Annotated in this window: 17 protein-coding genes and 4 tRNA genes; 6 read left to right on the plus strand and 15 right to left on the minus strand. The window is 41.7% G+C overall.

Annotated elements, in window-relative coordinates:
* Positions 1-21 precede the first annotated feature (21 nt).
* From M1F05_RS19670 to lptM, 9 genes are all read right to left on the minus strand, one after another.
* Positions 22-450 (minus strand): hypothetical protein, encoded by a 429-nt coding sequence (locus M1F05_RS19670; RefSeq protein WP_206083117.1) that lies wholly within the window; start codon positions 448-450, stop codon positions 22-24.
* A 179-nt stretch (positions 451-629) separates the two neighbouring features.
* Entirely contained in the window at positions 630-1,214 is a 585-nt protein-coding gene (locus tag M1F05_RS19675) for a 2OG-Fe(II) oxygenase (protein ID WP_206083115.1), read from the minus strand.
* 206 nt (positions 1,215-1,420) lie between these two features.
* Positions 1,421-2,179: a hypothetical protein gene (locus M1F05_RS19680; RefSeq protein ID WP_206083113.1), complete on the minus strand. Its 759-nt coding sequence runs from the start codon at positions 2,177-2,179 to the stop codon at positions 1,421-1,423.
* A 174-nt stretch (positions 2,180-2,353) separates the two neighbouring features.
* Positions 2,354-4,516 (minus strand): DNA helicase II, encoded by a 2,163-nt coding sequence (gene uvrD / locus M1F05_RS19685; protein ID WP_206083111.1) that lies wholly within the window; start codon positions 4,514-4,516, stop codon positions 2,354-2,356.
* 59 nt (positions 4,517-4,575) lie between these two features.
* Complete coding sequence (gene yigB, locus M1F05_RS19690; protein WP_206083109.1) at positions 4,576-5,292, minus strand: 5-amino-6-(5-phospho-D-ribitylamino)uracil phosphatase YigB; 717 nt, start codon at positions 5,290-5,292, stop codon at positions 4,576-4,578.
* Positions 5,292-6,221 carry a tyrosine recombinase XerC gene (gene xerC / locus M1F05_RS19695; RefSeq protein WP_206083777.1) on the minus strand — a complete coding sequence of 310 codons (930 nt, stop codon included), beginning with the start codon at positions 6,219-6,221 and terminating at the stop codon, positions 5,292-5,294. Before xerC ends, yigB begins: the two co-directional genes overlap by 1 nt.
* Positions 6,203-6,907, minus strand: coding sequence for a DUF484 family protein (locus M1F05_RS19700; RefSeq protein ID WP_206083107.1), 705 nt, complete (start codon positions 6,905-6,907; stop codon positions 6,203-6,205). Before M1F05_RS19700 ends, xerC begins: the two co-directional genes overlap by 19 nt.
* Positions 6,908-6,931: 24 nt before the next feature.
* Positions 6,932-7,756 (minus strand): diaminopimelate epimerase, encoded by an 825-nt coding sequence (gene dapF / locus M1F05_RS19705; protein ID WP_206083105.1) that lies wholly within the window; start codon positions 7,754-7,756, stop codon positions 6,932-6,934.
* Between the two features lie 21 nt (positions 7,757-7,777).
* A complete protein-coding gene (lptM, locus tag M1F05_RS19710) occupies positions 7,778-7,963 on the minus strand; it encodes an LPS translocon maturation chaperone LptM (RefSeq protein ID WP_206083103.1) in 186 nt (61 codons plus the stop codon).
* A 225-nt stretch (positions 7,964-8,188) separates the two neighbouring features.
* Here lptM and cyaY point away from each other — a divergent pair, with 225 nt between their 5' ends.
* Positions 8,189-8,506, plus strand: a complete 318-nt coding sequence (gene cyaY, locus M1F05_RS19715) for an iron donor protein CyaY (protein WP_206083101.1) — start codon at positions 8,189-8,191, stop codon at positions 8,504-8,506.
* Positions 8,507-8,545: 39 nt separating this feature from the next.
* On the opposite strand, the gene M1F05_RS19720 is transcribed toward cyaY, so the two are convergent.
* Entirely contained in the window at positions 8,546-11,122 is a 2,577-nt protein-coding gene (locus M1F05_RS19720; RefSeq protein ID WP_206083099.1) for a class I adenylate cyclase, read from the minus strand.
* A gap of 594 nt (positions 11,123-11,716) precedes the next feature.
* Between M1F05_RS19720 and hemC the strand changes: the two genes are divergently transcribed.
* From hemC to M1F05_RS19745, 5 genes are all read left to right on the plus strand, one after another.
* Complete coding sequence (gene hemC / locus M1F05_RS19725) at positions 11,717-12,661, plus strand: hydroxymethylbilane synthase (RefSeq protein ID WP_206083097.1); 945 nt, start codon at positions 11,717-11,719, stop codon at positions 12,659-12,661.
* Positions 12,658-13,413: a uroporphyrinogen-III synthase gene (locus tag M1F05_RS19730; protein WP_206083094.1), complete on the plus strand. Its 756-nt coding sequence runs from the start codon at positions 12,658-12,660 to the stop codon at positions 13,411-13,413. The genes hemC and M1F05_RS19730 overlap by 4 nt, the downstream gene beginning before the upstream one ends.
* Before the next feature lie 3 nt (positions 13,414-13,416).
* Positions 13,417-14,673, plus strand: coding sequence for a uroporphyrinogen-III C-methyltransferase (gene hemX, locus M1F05_RS19735; RefSeq protein WP_206083092.1), 1,257 nt, complete (start codon positions 13,417-13,419; stop codon positions 14,671-14,673).
* Positions 14,674-14,675: 2 nt separating this feature from the next.
* Positions 14,676-15,869, plus strand: a complete 1,194-nt coding sequence (hemY, locus tag M1F05_RS19740) for a protoheme IX biogenesis protein HemY (RefSeq protein WP_206083090.1) — start codon at positions 14,676-14,678, stop codon at positions 15,867-15,869.
* Between the two features lie 289 nt (positions 15,870-16,158).
* A complete protein-coding gene (locus tag M1F05_RS19745) occupies positions 16,159-16,386 on the plus strand; it encodes a hypothetical protein (RefSeq protein ID WP_206083089.1) in 228 nt (75 codons plus the stop codon).
* Positions 16,387-17,134: 748 nt separating this feature from the next.
* On the opposite strand, the gene M1F05_RS19750 is transcribed toward M1F05_RS19745, so the two are convergent.
* From M1F05_RS19750 to thrP, 5 genes are all read right to left on the minus strand, one after another.
* Positions 17,135-17,211, minus strand: a tRNA-Pro gene (locus M1F05_RS19750).
* Positions 17,212-17,241: 30 nt separating this feature from the next.
* Positions 17,242-17,327: transfer RNA gene (locus M1F05_RS19755), tRNA-Leu, on the minus strand.
* Positions 17,328-17,343: 16 nt separating this feature from the next.
* Positions 17,344-17,419, minus strand: a tRNA-His gene (locus M1F05_RS19760).
* A 79-nt stretch (positions 17,420-17,498) separates the two neighbouring features.
* Positions 17,499-17,575 (minus strand) — tRNA-Arg (locus tag M1F05_RS19765).
* Positions 17,576-17,742: 167 nt separating this feature from the next.
* A complete protein-coding gene (gene thrP, locus M1F05_RS19770; RefSeq protein WP_206083087.1) occupies positions 17,743-19,119 on the minus strand; it encodes a bifunctional threonine/serine APC transporter ThrP in 1,377 nt (458 codons plus the stop codon).
* Between the last annotated feature and the right edge of the window lie 121 nt (positions 19,120-19,240).

Genomic DNA, 19,240 nt, shown 5'->3' on the forward strand with positions numbered 1-19,240 from the left:
TGGCTAATTGGACAAACTTAACTATGCTCTACACAACATCGAGTATGTCTCTACAGATTGCCTTGCAATAGAACTCTCTGTTCCACCCAATGTGACCCCGTCTTGTAATGGAAAGCTGGCTATTTGCTCTCTTAGCATTACATCACTGCTTGATTGCTGAACAAAGCCATTATTCATTAACTCATTTTTAAAGTCATAAGATGTGTGATAAATTAATTCAAAAGCTGATTCAATTTCTTCTATTTTTTTATTCACCGCATCGAGCGTCACTTGATAATCTTTGTTTTCTGCTTCAAGATAGTTAATTAAATTCTCATCTTTATTATCTGATTTAATTTCATTTTTTATTTGTTTTTTATTAAAACCGATTAAGCCTTCAAGTTCTTTTCGATATTCTTTTTCTTCATTTAAAATATTTAGATACTTATCTCTATTAAAAAATAAATTCATAACTTAATCCACCCTTATAATTTCTATTTAAATTAATGATAAATTAGTCGTTATTTATAGCCGTATGTAAATGGCAAAATTAAAATAACCAAATTATTCAGGAATTCAACATCTATTTCATTATCGAATGAACAGTTAACTGCCTGCCTCCTTTCAGAGGCGGCATAGAGGGGTATATGCTAGAGATTTTTTTCAGTTAAAAACCAACCAGCTATACTTTCACGTTTTTGTTCTGTAGGTAGTACTTCATGAGGGAACTCTTCTGACATAAAAAAGATCATTCTTCCCGCTAAAGGCTCTAACTTAAACAAATGATTATCTTCTTTATCAAAAACAACTAATTCACCACCATCCCCTAATTTCCATAATTCATTCATATATAAAACTGTTGTTACCTTACGACGACCAGCACCTCTAGGGTTATCAAGGTGTTTTTTATAAAAACCACCATTGGGATAACGGCAAAAATGAGTTTCAAAGTCCCGCAATCCTAAATACAGTTGGCAATTTAGTGCTTGCCGTATTTCCTCCATTTGTTCCATATAAAAAGCAATGGGGGTTCCCATCTCTGGTTCTAACCAAACGGTTTGATCACCGCGAACCGCTTTGTTGCTTTGTAATGAATCTCGATGCCCAATACGCGCATCTTGCAATGCATTTGGTATACATTGTTTTATTTTTTGGATATCTGACAGGGTCAGAAAATCATCCCACACATACCAACCTTGTGAGGAAAGTGAATCAATAAGTTTATGAATTGACATGATGAATATTAGGAAGGTTATTCGGTAAAACTTTATACGTCATGGCGCAAAAAAAATAAAATTAAAAACTTAAATCTTGATGATTAGCCCAATAAATCAAACTCTATCACTACTACAAAGCACCCTCTTCAATAAGGCAACTCATTGATATCTATAAGCCGCCTGCTTGAAACTAAATATAGGGCATCTAAAATACCCTCAAATAACTAGCAGAAAGCTGTTCTTTCTCTACCACCATATAAACATAAACGAGGCTTGCTTTGAATCGCATCATTCTTTTCTAAAACTAGACTACCCCCATATTGCAATGGTTTAAAGCTTGCTATTTGATCACTCAATAACTGACCAGCACTCGATTTTACACTTTGTAGGCTAGCATGTTCTAGCGCTTCAAGCCTCGCTTGGTTATATTCCTTTATCAGTTGAACTGTTGATGTTCTCACATCGATTAATAATCCATTGATATGTATACTTTCATTATTAACTTGAATAATATATTCTTTCAATTTTTTAGATTTCGAATTAATTAATTGGTGAGATATCTTTTTAACTAAAATAGTGTTTTTAAATTTTTCATCTGATGCACTGTGGTTTTTATTAATCTCTTCTTGCGTTTTTTTTATTTCATAAGCCAGCTCTTTTCCATCAAAATTCTGATTTGAAAATGATACTACCCCCTCTTCCAGCTCTGATTTTTTATTCAAAACAACCCGTTTCATTCTCTCTATATTTTTACGGTGTTTTTCTAAAACTATATTTAATTGATTAGATATTGATTGAGCCTCTAATATTGACAAACCTGAGTTTGACTTGCCCGTTTTATCTATTTGATGCGCGATAGTCTTTAGTTCAAAATAAGCTTTTGATATTGAATTCTCTAAACGTGTTAGCCTTTTATTTAGCTTATTTAAAATAATATCAATATTTCCCATTTTCTCATTACTTAATGAAAATTTAATGTCCATATAACCATTCCTTTTAATTAATATAAAAAACAAAGTGAACTAACCATAAAATATTAGTTGAATTACAAAGAATTTACTAATTTAGTTTTTATATATAAAACTGAGAATGATTATTTTTATTTACGAATAATTGATATAAAAACACCGCCAATTGGCGGTGTTAAGAAAACAAATCTATAAGGTTTCTAACCTTGCATAAGAAGCTACCAGCCACTTAATCCCTTGACCTTGAAACGCAATTTGTAAGCGACAATGCTCACCACTTCCCTCAAGGTTAATAATCGTGCCTTCACCAAATTTTGGATGCATCACACGCTGCCCTAAAGCATAACCTGAATCATTTTGGCTGATAGGTGTACCAAGGCGTTGATGACTCACAGGACGTGAAACTGTAGCCCGAAGACGAACCTCTTCCACACATTCCGTTGGTAGTTCACCTATAAAACGCGATGGGCGGTGGTAAACTTCTTTGCCATATAAACGGCGGCTTTCTGCATACGTGATGGTGAGCTTTTCCATGGCTCGGGTGATACCGACGTAAGCTAATCGGCGCTCTTCTTCTAAACGACCGCTTTCATCCATCGACATTTGACTTGGGAACATCCCTTCTTCCATTCCCACAATAAAGACAACGGGGAATTCCAAACCTTTGGCAGAGTGCAGAGTCATTAATTGAACGGCATCTTGGCTTACATCTGCTTGCCCTTCACCTGACTCAAGTGCAGCATGAGATAAAAAAGCCTGTAATGGCATGAGATCTTGGTCTTCTTCTTGATAACTGAAATCACGAGTCGCATTGACGAGCTCTTCCAAGTTTTCAATTCGAGCCTGTGCTTTTTCACCTTTTTCTTGTTCATACATTGCACGTAGGCCTGAGTCATTAATCACTCTATCCGCTTGGACATGTAATGGCATATCTTGGGTTTCTTTCGCTAGCGCATCAATAAGCTCTAAAAAGCGTTCGATAGAAGCCGCTGCGCGACCACCAAGGACTTGCTCACGAAGTAAGTACTCGCAACTTTCCCATAATGTTAATTGCTGGTCACGTGCAGTTTGGCGAACTGTATCTAATGTACGTTCACCAATCCCACGCGTAGGCGTATTCACGACTCGCTCGAACGAAGCATCATCATTACGATTAGCAATCAACCTTAAATAGGACAGCGCATCTTTAATTTCTTGGCGCTCGAAAAAGCGCTGCCCACCATAAATACGATACGGCATCGCACTTTGAATTAAGGCTTCTTCAAGTACACGAGATTGGGCATTACTACGGTATAACATGGCGCAATCTTGTAAAGCACCGCCATTTTCTTGCCATTGTTTAATGCGCCCAACGACATAACGAGCTTCATCTAATTCATTAAATGCACAATAAAGAGAAATCGGTTCGCCGTCTCCGCCTTCAGTCCATAAATTTTTCCCTAAACGGTCGCTATTATTGGCAATTAACGTATTTGCGGCTTTTAGAATATTGTTAGTTGAACGGTAGTTTTGTTCAAGACGGATAGTTTCTGCACCTGGAAAATCATTGAGGAAACGCTGAATATTTTCAACTTGCGCACCACGCCAGCCATAAATTGATTGGTCATCATCCCCAACGATCATGACTTTGCCCGTTTCACCCGCCAGCACACGGATCCATGCATATTGAATGCTATTTGTATCTTGGAATTCGTCCACTAAAATATTGGTGAAACGTTCACGATAATGTTGCAGCACATGGGGTTTATTCAGCCATAACTCGTGGGCCCGCAACAGCAACTCTGCAAAATCCACCAGACCTGCGCGGTCACACGCTTCTTGATAAGCCTGGTAGACTTTTAACCATGTTGCCTCAACAGGGTTACCATAACTTTCAATATGTTGCGGACGAAGGCCTTCATCTTTTTTGCCATTGATGTACCACATTCCTTGGCGAGGAGGCCATTGCTTTTCGTCAAGGTTCATCGCTTTAAGCAAGCGACGAATTAACCGGTATTGGTCATCGCTATCTAAAATTTGAAAATCTTGCGGTAAATTCGCATCCATATAATGTTGGCGTAACAAACGGTGTGCTAAACCGTGGAATGTACCAATCCACATGCCGCCTTCACTACTTCCAATCAATTGATTGATCCGATGACGCATTTCAGCCGCGGCTTTGTTGGTAAATGTCACCGCCATAATTGAAAATGGTGAAGCATTTTCAACGGACATCAACCATGCAATTCGGTGTACCAATACGCGCGTTTTCCCACTCCCTGCTCCCGCAAGAACAAGTAAATTGGTACGCGGGGCTGCAACCGCTTCGCGCTGTTTGTCGTTTAGACCTTCAAGCAGATAAGAGACGTCCATAGTTACCATCAAAGCAAAACAGTGGCAAACACCACTGTATTTTTATACATGAAAAATGATTATACCAATGATAAGAGAGATTCCAACTGGGAAATTTCAACGTGTGGTAATAAACGCACGTCTTTTTCTTCCATCAGTGTTTTTTGACTTGGGTTTATCCAGCAAGCTTGCATACCACTATTAATCGCCCCCTCAACATCAGTGAGTAAATTATCCCCCACATGTAAAATAAATTGTGGTTCGATATCTAAGCGCTGTGCCGCTAACCGGTACATATCACAAAAAGGCTTGGAACGTCCATCGGGACCAGCTTTTAAAACAAACTGAAAATACTCACCCAGACCACACGCTTCAGGCTGTGCATTGCCGTTAGTGATAGCAACAAGTGGGACTTTCTCAGCGAGCTGAATTAATGTTCTGTGTGTTGATTCAGGGATATCTATTTGATTACGCCAATAGGTAAAATGCGCCATAATATCATCCGCACCTTTTTCGGCGTTTTCCCGCGAATAACCATAATGGCAAAACATCATTTTCGATGAAAGCCAGCGCCAACGTGAAATGTCGTGGAAAATTTCAGGTTCTTGTTCTTCCACTAAACGACGAAAAGCATATAAATCATCGTTACTAAAATGATTGAATTGTGGGTCATATTCACGCACAAAACGTAAAACTTCTTCTTCCGTTTTATCAATAACAGGGTGGTTATCGTAAAGCGTGTCATCCAAATCAAACGTAATCGCTTTAATTGGCGATAGCGGACGGTAAAAATGCATTAAGGTTTCTCCCTCTTTGCTCTCGGATGAGCCACATCATAAACGTTTGCTAAGTGCTGGAAGTCTAGGTGCGTATAAATTTGTGTTGTCGATAAGTTCGCATGCCCTAAAAGTTCCTGCACTCCACGTAAATTACCACTTGATTCAAGGATATGTGTCGCAAAAGAGTGGCGTAATTTGTGCGGGTTAATATGGCTATTAACCCCTTGTTTGATACCCCATTGTTCAAACCGCTTTTGAACATTTCGATTAGAAATTCGCTTGCCACTTTGAGTAGAAATAAATACGGCGTCGTCTTCTGGTTCATACAATTCGCGCATTTCTAACCAGCGCTGTAACCAACTTACGGCAGTTTTTCCCAGTGGAATTTTGCGTTCTTTACTGCCTTTACCCATCACCCAGACTTCACCCGTTGTTAAATCAAGATGACGGAGATTTAACCCGACCAGTTCCGACAAACGCAGCCCTGCACCATACATCACTTCGAGCATGGTTCTGTCTCGAACAACCAGTGGATCACCACTGTCCATATTGAGAAGCTGGGAAACCTCATCCACATCCATGTTCTTCGGTAGGCGTTTTTTGGCCTTCGGCGCTTGAATCGCCTTTGCTGGGTTTGCTGGCAGTTCACCTTGATGAACCATCCAATCACAAAAACTTCTTAAGGCAGAAAGCCGTAGCGCCATACTCGCTGCTTGAAGGCCAGCTTTTCGACTTTTTGCTGCAATGTTGCGAACTAACGTAGTATCGAGTTTCTGCCACTCATCAATTTTCAACGAAACCAGCATTTCAACAATGACACTAAGCTGACGCCGATAGTTTGTTATCGTTACAGGACTTAATCTACGCTCAACACGCAGGTAACGTAGAAAGGCTTCAATTTGGATCATCAGCCCTTCTGGCTGAACCCCTACAGGCGCTCTATCCATTGGCATAATAACCTCGGAAGAATTTGCGCGACTTTTTCTAACATGACGGTGCCCATACCATGCTGATAATGTTCACGATTACGACTAGTAAAAATGACCATTCCCGATTCACCATGCTGGCCAAATAGTGAAATTGCAACAGAGCCGACATTCAACGCATCAGGTAATAACAACTGAATTTCAGGGCCATTTAAGCGACCAAGGTAATTGCGTCGTTCGCCAAACCGTTGAATCCTCACAGGTTCAAAAACGCGACGGGAAATGACTAATTGATGCGCATCGAGGGGGGCTGACAAGCGCCAGCTATCACTAAATAAGCGAACCGAAGCACCTGATAAACCGAGTTTTTTTGCCCAACGATTCAGCGCTTGTAGCATTTCTTGTAAACTTTTTGATGATGACATTTCAATCACCAGCAGTAATAACTCATCAAAAAGCTCCACATTTTCATGTGCTTGTTCAACCATAAAACGGATATCTTGCTCGAGCTGTTTAATTTTGATCCGTTGACGGCTCATCACTAACTCAGGCAAGGAAACCGCTCCGTTCACTACGTGAGGAACATTTATTTGCTCAACAAGCGTTGGATGGCGCAGAAAAAAATAAGGATTGTCCTTTAAATACTGCATCACACCATGTTCATCCATTTGATGAATTTGTTCGGATGCTTTTTCAGTTTTATCCATACTATCCTCTTAGCCCTTTCAAGATTAGACGTGGATCACTCCATCATAAACATGTGCCGCAGGGCCCGTCATATACAAAGGCGTTCCAGGTCCATCCCAAGAAATAGCAAGGGACCCCCCTGGTAAATCAACTCTGACTCGCTTAGCCAATAAACCTTGAGAAATCCCAACAGCAACGGCGGCACACGCACCACTACCACACGCTTGAGTTTCCCCTGCACCACGTTCATAAACACGCAAACGGATATGCTCTGCGCTAACTATTTCCATAAAACCAATATTAGCACGCTCAGGAAAACGCTCATGACTTTCAAGTGCAGGTCCTAAAATTTCGACTTCTGCAGTATGGATGCTTTCCACTTGAATAACGCAATGTGGGTTACCCATTGAAACTACACCGCATAATACTGTACGTTCTTGAGCGCGGATAATATAGGTTTTTTCTTCTTTAACAGCGCGAAATGGAACTCTTTGCGGCTCGAAATCAGGCTCACCCATATTAACGCTAACATCATCATTTTCATTAATGGTTAATGTCATACGTCCAGATTGGGTGCTAACTTTAATTTTTTGCTTATTAGTTAAGCCCTTAAGACGAACAAAACGTGCAAAACAACGCGCCCCATTACCGCATTGTGAGACTTCACTACCATCGGCATTAAAAATACGATAATGGAAGTCGAGATCAGGATCATAAGGCGCTTCGACCAACAAAAGCTGATCAAAGCCAACCCCTGTATGCCTGTCAGCTAAGCGACAAATCATTTCTGGGGAGAAGTACACATTTTGGGTTACTCCATCAACCACCATAAAGTCATTGCCTAAGCCATGCATTTTAGAGAATTGCATTTCACGCTCCATAGCGACAACTTACTGGTGACTAGTTGCTTGGGCAGGCTCTTTTGCCGAGCTGCTTGGGGCACTAGGTTGCACATCAGACGCTTGCGTAGGTGCAGCATTTTCTTCTGGTGGGAAATAAAGTGGGCCTTTTAAGCCACAGCCAGAAAGGGTAAATAAAACAACAAGTGCGCTCAGCCCAATTAAACTTTTTTTCATTCTTTTTCGCCTGTAATACTCACTTTTGACATCTGATATTTTTACACAATAGCAGGAGTGAACCCGCAAATCACGTCCGTTTATCAAGCATGTTGACATTATATACTTTAGGCTAAATTTAATCTGAAAATTTTAAGGGCTTCCCTCACCGCTCGTTCCCCCCTATAATTTCAATTAACAATAATAACTTCAATTAAATAATTGTGAGCAAACAGGAACTTAACCGTGAATGATAGTGAATTTCACCAGCTAGCGGAAACGCTGCTTAGCACAATTGAAGAGCATTTAGATAATTATGACGGCGATGCCGATATTGATTGTGAGATTAATGGCGGCGTGATGACCTTGAGCTTCGAAGATGGCAGCAAGATCATTATTAATAAGCAAGAAGCCTTTCACCAGATGTGGTTAGCGACCAAACAAGGTGGGTATCACTATGATTACCAAGATGGAAATTGGGTTTGTGACCGCTCTGGTCATGAGTTTAAAGCAAAATTAGCAGAGGCTATCGCGTTTCAAAGCCAAGAGCCATTTTCTTTCTAAGAAACGGTAACCTGTTAGTTATTGAGAACCAACCCACCTTTAATAATAGTGCGCTTGTTGCTGCCCTAATAGCGTTGAGCGCATATCATGCCCAGTTTCATCACTGTCGTCTTCTGTACCAAACGGCCATGTCGCGCCAGAGAACGCCACCACTTGGTTTTTACCTTCTTGATTAATAATTTGGTAAAATTGAGGTAGGTTAAAATTAATGAAATTTGCACCATAGGTGAAACGGTCATGGGAAGAGGAGTAAAACTTACTCACATCACGCACTAAGTCTTCTTTTGACCCCTCGCAATGGGAATAGATTTCAACACGGTTTGCTTCATCTAAAACATAAATATTAAAGCCCGTATTGTCTGGTGTGTTTTCAAAGAAAAACTGCACAATACCTTCACTTGCATAGCCATCAACGACTGCAGGTAAATGATTATCACTTTTTGCTTGCAGTTTTACTGGCCAACCATGCAATTTATTATGCGAAATTGCACCATAGAATTCGACCGCATTTTCAAGTTTTTGTACAGAAACGTTTAGGCGCTCAAAAAACAGCCCCCATGTTTGACCCGCAATACGCAACGCTTTGAAGCGCCCTGGATCATTGCGATTACTGGATAAACGCAACTCAATACACTCAGAAACTAACTGTTGTACACGAGTACGAATCAGACCACGCAAGTGCTCACTATAACAAAAAACTTCAACAGCTTCAGGCGGTGCCGCATCTTGGTGCATCTTACCTAAGATGGTTTTTAACGCTTCTAACATGCACTGCTCACCACTGAAATGCAGAGTTCTCACCTCATTCCATGAATTGCGGTACAACAAGTCAATACTGCCGATAAGGCATTGTTGCGTCTCACCAAAGCTGAAAATATCAAGCTTTCTGAAATCCACGTGTACCACTTGTTCAGAATAAACCTGCGTTGGATCTTTTTCTAAGTTAACGATAATGGCAAGGTGGCGAATTTCACATGGGCTATACAACGCTTTTGGTGTGGGTGCAGGCAAACGGATCGGGAAGTGGCTGGAAACGTCATGCATTAACTCAAGCAGTTTTCGCTCATCACACTGGGATTTCCCATTGTGCATATACACTTGCGTGTTTTCAGTGAGTAACCCGTTGAAATACGCCCACGCCACCAACTTATTCAAGTAGCGGTTATATTCAAGAGGCTGATGACCAATAATCGCGTCAATATTTGGAGCTTGGTTATACAAATACCAACCACTGCGATTCGCGCGCCCTGCAGGTACGTAAATAAAAGTTAAGTGAGATTCACTTAAATCAGGTGAAATTTGTGGATTCACCAATGTTACTTTACCTGGTAAGGCTTCAAAAGCCGCATATAACTTACGTGTTAATACCCCAATATCCTGTGGGCTCGCACTAACACTTAAATTATTTCGACGAGCAAAACGAATAAGGTTTCGATAGCTTTGCATCATCGTATCGAGTAACTCATTGTGCGCTTCACGAACCCGTTCAATTTTCCATTGATTACGCGAATCAAGTAATGCTAAACGTTCCGCACTCCATCCCCATGACTCAACGAGTTGAGATAACACATCACGGCGCCAACCAGAGCAGGCGTTGCCATCGTCTTCAGAGAGTTTTTCACAGACTTTGAGGTAAAAACAGCGGCGGATCAAATCAAGGCGGGTAGAATCATTGATTTCAGTGAGATAACGCGTAACACGGTCTAACATCAAACAGTATGAATCTAAACCGTAGCTAACAATTTCACCTGCATGTAAATGGCGTTTAAATTCCATTGCCAGCAATTTACCATGCGGATAGTCCCAAGAATAAGACTCGAGCAAAATACTTTTCAGGACGGCCTTATAAGGGGAATCGACACTTTTATATAGCTGCCACAAGCTAGCGCCAAAGTATTCAGCAGCGGATAGCTCACCTAACCCCCCTAAATCTAACCACTCGTTGGGCGTCAACACACCTTGTGCATATAACCCAATAACGTATTCATCGTAATGTTGCTCTTCTTCGACAGGCACCATCGTCCATAGCAAACGTTTTCCTGCCATGCGCACTGCTGTGCGATAAAATTCATCTAATAACAGGATATGCTGCGTTGAGCCACAGTTTTCCCCACCAATATGCCCACTCGCATGATGACGAAAACGGTTTTCATCGATTAAAAAGATAGTGACATCAATACCTAAAGAAGCTGCCCACTGCTCAATTAATGTACATTTTTTTTGCAAAAAACGTTTTTCTTCGTGATCGAGCCATGAAGGATGACAGACCCACACATCAATATCAGAACAGTGGCTCTGCCCAACAGAAGATGTGCTGCCCATCGAATAAATTCCAGTGATAGGTAATTCACCATTTGCACTTGAATCAATAGGTAAGAAGCGTTCAAATTGCCCTAACCATTTCATCTGTTCTGTATCTGGGGAGAAAAAACACACACCATGGGGCACACTACCTTCGATAAAACCAGGCATCATTGGATGATGATAATGAAACAAGACTGGCAGCAAACTATAAACCTGAGAAAAAGTCTCGCTCATAGACGCCGTCGCGCGCTCTAACCGTAATTGGTTTATCGCATCAAGTCTTTGCTTTAAGGTTTCAATATAGAGATACAAAGGTTACGCCTGACTGTAATGAATGTAATACAAATCTGGAAATTTCCCAGCACCCAACAGATAGAGATAGATTTAAAAAAGTTTTCAAATGAATTGTCGGAAACGTGATCAATTTAACACCTTGGAGCAAAAGGGTAAAGTAGATCACATAATTTTATACGCTTATTTTTGATACAAAATGCTTTTCAACATATTGTATAAAAAGACTTTTTATTTTTTAACTCGATAGAATATCCCTTGTTTTTCAATGGAATAATATCACTCACGTGAATTGTTTAATAAAGCAACAACTCAAAACGATATTAAGTACAATACGCACAGAGCCTGTGCTTGCACGCTTCAACACAAATTTATACTGCCTTCCCTCCTGCCAACTCAATAAATAGCACGATAAGCTAAAAAAATAATCGAATAGCTATCTCAAGTCATCATCTTTTGAATCACTTTCCTGCATCATGATTACAAATATAAATCTGTTACAAATAATCTGAATGGCGATTTTGTGCCCAACTGGAAAAAAAATCCTTAACATGTTAAAACTAATGCCAATTGTATGGTTAATACACGGCAATTTTCGCCAGAGAAAACAGCAAAATGACATCAACAAATATCGTGCGTATTGCAACGCGTAAAAGCCCTCTCGCCTTATGGCAAGCGCACTTTGTCAAAGACAAATTAGAGCAGTTTCACCCTGGCTTACAGGTTGAACTTGTCCCAATGGTCACAAAGGGTGACATCATTCTTGATACCCCACTGGCAAAAGTCGGTGGGAAAGGGTTATTTGTTAAAGAACTAGAGCTTGCACTATTAGAAGGACGTGCTGATATTGCCGTTCATTCAATGAAAGACGTACCCGTTGAATTCCCTGAAGGGCTTGGTTTAGTCACTATTTGTGAACGCGAAGACCCTCGCGATGCTTTTGTGTCTAACCAATATGACAATATTGACGCTTTGCCGAAAGGCAGTATCGTTGGCACATCAAGTTTACGCCGCCAATGCCAGCTCAGAGAGCTTCGCCCTGATTTAGTCATTCGTGATTTACGCGGTAATGTGGGCACACGATTATCAAAACTTGATAACGGCGAATACGATGCCATTATCCTCGCCGTTGCTGGTTTGAAACGCTTAGGGCTTGAAGAGCGTATTCGTACTGCGCTCGAACCTGAACAATGTTTACCCGCTGTTGGTCAAGGTGCTGTTGGCATTGAATGTCGCTTGGATGATGTGGTAACCCGTGAGTTACTTGCGGTACTCAACGATGATGATACTTCTATTTGTGTACTTGCCGAACGTGCGATGAATATGCGATTAGAAGGCGGATGCCAAGTGCCTATCGGTAGCTATGCGATTTGGCAGGATGATAAAATTTGGTTGCGTGCCCTTGTCGGTGCGCCAGATGGTAGCGTAATTATTCGCGGTGAACGCCTTATCGCGCCACAAGAGGCTAGCCAAGCAGGTATTTCACTGGCTGAAGAGCTGTTAGCACAAGGCGCGAGAGAAATTTTGGCTGAGGTCTATAAAGGAAATCCACCTGCATGAGAGTCCTTGTCACACGCCCTGAGCCCGCTGGTTCAGAGCTGATAACGGCAATTACCTCAATGGGTGGGCAAGCTTATGCTGCTCCTTTAATTTGTATTGGGCCAGGTGCTGAGCTCAATACCTTAACGACCCAGCTAGATGCCTTAGAAACGAACGATCTGGTCTTTCTTTTGTCCAAAAATGCAGTCGAGTACGCAAATTTAGCACTTGAACAAATAGGACGTAGCTGGTCTGATAAGTTATCTTACTATGGAATAGGTCGTTCTACTGGGCAGTATTTTCAGCACACGACTGGGCAAATAGCACGTTGGGCTGAACATGGGGAAACCAGCGAAGTACTTCTAACGCTTCCTGAACTCCAATTTTTAGAGGGTAAACGCGCCCTTTTATTGAGGGGAAATGGTGGGCGAGAGCTTCTCGCATCCACATTACGCTCACGTGGTGCCCACGTTGATTATTGCGAATGTTACACAAGGTTGCCAGTGCATTACGACAAAACACAGTTCAATCAGAAATGGGTGCAAACCGATATTACTGATGTCGTGATCACCAGCGGGCAAATGTTAGCCTTACTTGAAGAATTAATCACCGATGAATATCGGGTATGGTGGTTTTCCCGCCGCCTGCTTGTTGTCAGTGAACGGATTGCAGATCTCGCCCGCCAAAGTGGATGGCAGAAGGTCTGTGTAGCGAATAGCGCAGATAATAATGCTTTAATTAAAGCATTAATCTCAACCGATATGGGATGCTAATTTATGACGGAACACGATAAAACAACCGAGACGGTGACGCCAAAAACAGATGAAAAATCAACAGTTCATCGCGGAACTAAGCCCTCTTCGGAACAAAAACGTTCTGGTCTCGTAGGCGGGATTATTGCGATTGCGGTTATCATCGCCATTGGTGGTGGTCTCTATTATTTCACTCAGCAAAGCAATGCAAAATTAGTCAATGAAAACAATGAACTAAAACAGCAGCTAAGTGATTTAATTGACCAGCAAAACTCAGATAGGCAACGTGTAGATGCTTTAATTGCCGCAAATAAAGATATCAAAAATCATGCACTTGAATACGAAGACAGACTAAATCGCCGTATGCAGGAGCTGCAAGCTCATGTTACGGCGCTTTCAAGTACCGATGTCAAAAGCTGGTTAATCGCCCAAGCGGATTTCATGGTAAAAATGGCTGGCCGTAAATTGTGGAATGATCATGATCCTGTTACTGCGGCTGTTTTACTAAAAAGCGCAGACTCCAGCTTAGCGGAAATGAACGACCCAAGCCTGCTTGATATTCGTAAATCCATCAATAATGACATGGCAAAACTGGCTGCGATTAACCAAATTGACTATGACGGCATTATCTTAAAATTAAACCAGCTCAGTAATGAAGTTGATAACTTACGTCTAGCGGATTTAAACAGCGGTGATGCAACAGACGACAATAACAATGACGTGAGTGATGATATTTCCGATTGGAAACAAAACTTGTCACGTAGTTGGAAAAGCTTTACCAGTGACTTTATTACGGTCCGAGCACGTGATGGTTCAGAAGCACCATTATTAGCGCCAAACCAAGATATTTATTTACGTGAAAATATTCGTTCTCAGCTTTTAATTGCCGCTCAAGCTGTTCCTCGTTACCAAGAAGAAACATATAAACAGTCATTAGAACAAGCTTCTACCTGGGTAAGGGCTTATTTTGATACTGAGGCGCCAGCTACGAAAGCTTTTTTATCCACCATTGATGAGCTCATCAATCAACCTATTGATGTTGACATGCCAGAGGCACTCGAAAGCCAAGAAAAGCTGGAAAAACTGATGCAAACACGCGTTCGCAGTTTGCTTTCACAGTCTGAAACAAGCCCATCTACTGATGGCGCAGTTGATGCAGCAGCTGAGGCGGTAAAAGACACGACAAAAGCCGCGGAAGATGCAATGCCTGCGACGGATGCACAAACTTCGGATACAGAGCACCCTTTTGAATCCGCAGAGCCTGCGGGCAATAGGGGGTAATGATGATTAAAGTATTAATCCTCTTTCTAGTCCTGATTGCAGGTGTGATCTTAGGACCTCTCTTGGCAGGTCACCAAGGGTATGTCTTTATTCGTACAGATAATTATGACATCACTACCAGCGTCACGAGTTTAGTTTTAGGCTTCATCTTGCTGCAATTTGTACTGCTATTCCTTGGTTGGTGTTATCGCCGTTTTATGAGCACCACTTCACGCACGAAAGGATGGGTAAGCGGTCGTAAATACCATAAAGCCCACACTCAAACTCAAAAAGCATTGCTGAAATTAGCTGAAGGTGATTTTGAGCAAGTTGAAAAGCTGATGAGTAAGCACGCTGATTTCTCTCAGCAGCCGGTGATTAACTATTTGATGGCCGCTGAAGCGGCGCAGCAACGTGGTGATGAGTTCCGCACTCACCAGTATTTAGACCGCGCGGCTGAAGCCGCTGGTAGTGACCAACTCCCTGTCGATATTTGCCGTGTGCGTATTCAGCTTGCTGAAGGTGAAGTCCACGCTGCCCGTAATGGTATCGATAAACTAATTGATAAAGCCCCAAGGCATCCCGAAGTTCTACGCCTTGCCGAACAAGCTTACTTACGTTCAGGCGCTTACCAAGCATTAATCGAATTACTTCCCGTGATGGCAAAAGTTCAGTTTCATAATGAAGACGAGCTTGATGCATTAAAACTTAAAGCTTACAAAGGGTTAATGAACCAATGTATGGCTGAAGGTGGAAGTGATGGCCTTAAAGATTGGTGGAAATCACAACCTCGCCGTGTCCGCCATGAAACCGCACTTCAAGCCTTCTTGGCTGAACACTTGATTGAGTGTGGTGATACCAAAAGCGCAGAGAAAATGATTATTGATGGCTTAAAGCAACAATATGATGAGCGCTTACTCTTGTTAATACCAAAAGTTAACAGCGATCACCCTGAAGCTATTGAGAAAACGTTACTGCATTTGCAAAAACAAAATGGTGCCACACCTTTATTAAACAGCACACTAGGTGTTTTATCGTTACATAATGCCCAATGGGAAAAAGCAGAATCCTACTTCAAAGCAGCTTTAGCACAACGCTTTGATGTTCAAGATGCTTCATGGCTCGCCGATACCTACGATAAGCTACATAAACCAAACGAAGCCGCTAAGATCCGCCAAGAAGCCCTAACGCATTCCTTGAAACAAGAACGCACTTAGTTATTCCTCAAAATAAAAACGCCACACTCTGAAGTGGCGTTTTTATTTCGTCCTCTAACTGCCGATAAATTGACAAAAAGGGTCATTTCGCCCCACTTTGTGACTCCATTAATATCTAAAAAAGACAAATAAAGTATTATCGTCGGTATACCGTATGAAGAAATGCCTATCGCTAAAAAACATAATCAATTCATTGCAAACAAAACAAGTTCAGCTATGTCATAAAACAAACACATAGTGTATAAAACACTATATGCATTTTTGCCTTGAATGAATTTAGGAAATATATATGAATGTAGTTAAAGCTATTTGGCGCTGGATTATCGCGACACCAAACCGTTTGCAAATCTTTTTTGACCTACTTCTGTTAGTTTTATCACCTTTTGTTTTTATCATGATCATCGGCTTTAATACTGAAGACCTCAGTAAAGATATTTTCATCATTACGTTTATTATTCTTTGTTATACCTACATTACTCGCTGGCTCAGCAAATGGTTTAGCAAAGGTAAAAATTAGTCTTCCTATTTGATTTCAGCCTCTTATTCCTATAAATAAGAGGCCTACCATAAAAAATGCAAAAAAAAACACCTGCACTAGGCAGGTGTAAAATACAATCAGGTCTACAGACGGATGGTGCCTCACTCAACGTTTCGCCCGTTCGTTGATGGTAAGAGGATGAGCTCTTGATCATCTAAGTTGGACAATAGGCACCGATAATCGGCTTTGCGTCATCTCTGGGTTTATGAAGCATTGCTATCATAAGAAGTGAGATGAGCATCTACATATTTAATAATGCAGGATGCGTGCCAACTTTTTCCATCATCCTATTTTTTCCCTGCTATTCCTAACGTTTCTGTATATCTTAGTTTTACGGGGTATTTTGAACCCAGAAAATTTGCACGCTCCCTTCACCTCACTTTTTTTAACCTTTAGCATGAATGAAAGCGTATTTCTTTGTCTCAATATAGAGACACCTTAACTCACTTATAAATTTAACCTTATAAATCAATAGGTAAAATGTCTCTTTTTGGCGACACGGAAGTATGGGTTTGTATAAAAATTACGACACTTATTTTTTACATAAAAAACAATGCGTTAAAGATTATGGTGTGATATAGCGAATTAATGACGTGCATGCACTCAAAAGGAACAGAAAAGAAGGGGTTTAAAAGATAGCGAGCAAGCTCGTCCAACAGTGAGTATAAAAAAATCAACATCGGGTTAAAAATGCAAAAACCCCGCTATTAAGCGGGGTTCTTTAAATTGGTCGGCGAGAGAGGATTCGAACCTCCGACCCACTGGTCCCAAACCAGTTGCGCTACCAAGCTGCGCTACTCGCCGAAATGTACTGCTTCACATCAATTTTTTTCGTGGTGCGAAAGGGGGGACTTGAACCCCCACGTCCATAGGACACTAACACCTGAAGCTAGCGCGTCTACCAATTCCGCCACCCTCGCAATGTCACAAAAAAAATGGGGTGGCTAATGGGACTCGAACCCACGACAACTGGAATCACAATCCAGGGCTCTACCAACTGAGCTATAGCCACCATAACTTCACTTTTTTCAAAGCGTTGCTATCATACTACATACAACGTCATTTTGCCAACCGTAGCGACGTGCTAAAACTGGTGCGCCCGACAGGATTCGAACCTGAGACCTCTGCCTCCGGAGGGCAGCGCTCTATCCAGCTGAGCTACGGGCGCTTAACGCCGTTGCGGGAGAGGATAGTACGGATTTATCTACCCGCTGTCTAGTCCTTTTTGAAATAAAAATATCGATTGCTTGCCTTTTATCCATTTCGCCGAGAAAGAGAGCATTTTTGCCCTCTTTTTTGCTCGACACCCATAAAAGCGCCGAGAAAATATCTTGCCTAGGCTTTTCTACTGCGGCCGTTTAACGCCTGAATTAAAAAATAAAGCAGGGAAACTGCCCCTAAAAAGAGTGCTCCGACAATTAATGACATCCGTGTATCTGGGTTTATCGCCATGCCCACTAATACACAGGCCAAAAAGAGTAACGTCGCATAGTTGACCCATGGAAATAAAATTGATTTAAACGGGTGTCCCACTAATTGTTCTTTATTTTGCTGGCGAAAACGAATTTGGCTGGTGAGCAAGACCAACCATGGTACCATTCCTGGCAAAACGCTTGCGCTGTACACGTACACAAACACTTTTTCTGGATTTGGAATAATATAATTCAAGCTAGAGCCTGCAACGAGACACAGTATTGTAAAACCAACACAACGTGCAGGAACTCCGTTTTTTGTGAGCTTCAGTAGCCCGCTGGGAAGCTGCTTATTTTGCGCTAATGCGTACAACATACGACCGCCACTGTACATCCCACTATTACACCCAGACAGCGCCGCAGTGAGTACTACAAAGTTGATCACCGCTGCCGCAGAGACAATCCCCACTTTCGCAAACGTTAAGACAAATGGACTCCCTTGCTGCCCGACTTCAGTCCACGGAAATAAGGTAACAACAATAAAAATCGCGCCAACATAAAAAATCAGAATACGCCATAAAATGTTATTGATCGCTTTTTTCAGCGTGACTTGCGGATTTTTCGCTTCGCCTGCGGTGATCCCTACTAATTCAACGCCTTGATAGGAAGCCACAACGATACACAAGGCAAATAAAAAGCCTTTCCAGCCCCCAGCAAAGAAGCCACCATGTTCCGTCAGGTTAGCCAGCCCTATCGGCTCGAAGTTATTCCCAAGGCCAAAAAAAATTAACCCTAAACCAATCAGGATCATCACCACGATGGTGGTGACTTTGATCATCGCAAACCAAAACTCTAACTCGCCATACAAACGAACGGCAGCAAGGTTGGCCAATGCGACCAAAACCACGGCAACAATGGCAAATATCCACTGAGGTACATCTGGGAACCAATATTCGGCGTAAACACCGATGGCGGTAATTTCTGAGATCCCAACAGCCACCCACATAAACCAGTAACCCCATGCGGTGAGGCACCCCCAAAATGGGCTCAGATACTTATAACCAAAAGAAGCAAACGACCCAGTGACAGGCTCCAGAAAAAGCATCTCCCCCATGGAACGCATGATGAAGAAAACAAAAATACCCGCAATGATGTATGCGAGCAGTACGGAAGGCCCTGCCCATTTTAGCGTACTGGCTGAGCCCATAAATAGCCCAACGCCAATTGTTCCACCTAGCGCAATAAGCTCAATATGCCGAGCTTCTAACCCGCGCTGAAGTCCCTGTTGTGGATTCCCCATAAATACCCCTGTCATCAATTATTATCGTTAAACCACAGCGTGAATTGGAACGAAATTAGTCATAATTACTGTAATTTATTAAAAACAGCCGACTTGTCGACTGAAAAGCATGTCATAGACC

The organism is Providencia sp. PROV252 (assembly GCF_033676005.1).
Classification (GTDB): Bacteria; Pseudomonadota; Gammaproteobacteria; order Enterobacterales; family Enterobacteriaceae; genus Providencia; species Providencia vermicola.

Excerpts from the sequence above, each read along its gene's own strand:
- M1F05_RS19680 (WP_206083113.1), bottom strand. The coding sequence starts at position 2,179 with ATGGACATTAAATTTTCATTAAGTAATGAGAAAATGGGAAATATTGAT.
- yigB (WP_206083109.1), bottom strand. The coding sequence starts at position 5,292 with ATGCATTTTTACCGTCCGCTATCGCCAATTAAAGCGATTACGTTTGAT.
- uvrD (WP_206083111.1), bottom strand. The coding sequence starts at position 4,516 with ATGGACGTCTCTTATCTGCTTGAAGGTCTAAACGACAAACAGCGCGAA.
- hemC (WP_206083097.1), top strand. The coding sequence starts at position 11,717 with ATGACATCAACAAATATCGTGCGTATTGCAACGCGTAAAAGCCCTCTC.
- xerC (WP_206083777.1), bottom strand. The coding sequence starts at position 6,221 with ATGGATAGAGCGCCTGTAGGGGTTCAGCCAGAAGGGCTGATGATCCAA.
- hemY (WP_206083090.1), top strand. The coding sequence starts at position 14,676 with ATGATTAAAGTATTAATCCTCTTTCTAGTCCTGATTGCAGGTGTGATC.
- M1F05_RS19730 (WP_206083094.1), top strand. The coding sequence starts at position 12,658 with ATGAGAGTCCTTGTCACACGCCCTGAGCCCGCTGGTTCAGAGCTGATA.
- hemX (WP_206083092.1), top strand. The coding sequence starts at position 13,417 with ATGACGGAACACGATAAAACAACCGAGACGGTGACGCCAAAAACAGAT.
- M1F05_RS19745 (WP_206083089.1), top strand. The coding sequence starts at position 16,159 with ATGAATGTAGTTAAAGCTATTTGGCGCTGGATTATCGCGACACCAAAC.
- dapF (WP_206083105.1), bottom strand. The coding sequence starts at position 7,756 with ATGCAATTCTCTAAAATGCATGGCTTAGGCAATGACTTTATGGTGGTT.
- M1F05_RS19675 (WP_206083115.1), bottom strand. The coding sequence starts at position 1,214 with ATGTCAATTCATAAACTTATTGATTCACTTTCCTCACAAGGTTGGTAT.
- M1F05_RS19700 (WP_206083107.1), bottom strand. The coding sequence starts at position 6,907 with ATGGATAAAACTGAAAAAGCATCCGAACAAATTCATCAAATGGATGAA.
- M1F05_RS19670 (WP_206083117.1), bottom strand. The coding sequence starts at position 450 with ATGAATTTATTTTTTAATAGAGATAAGTATCTAAATATTTTAAATGAA.
- lptM (WP_206083103.1), bottom strand. The coding sequence starts at position 7,963 with ATGAAAAAAAGTTTAATTGGGCTGAGCGCACTTGTTGTTTTATTTACC.
- thrP (WP_206083087.1), bottom strand. The coding sequence starts at position 19,119 with ATGGGGAATCCACAACAGGGACTTCAGCGCGGGTTAGAAGCTCGGCAT.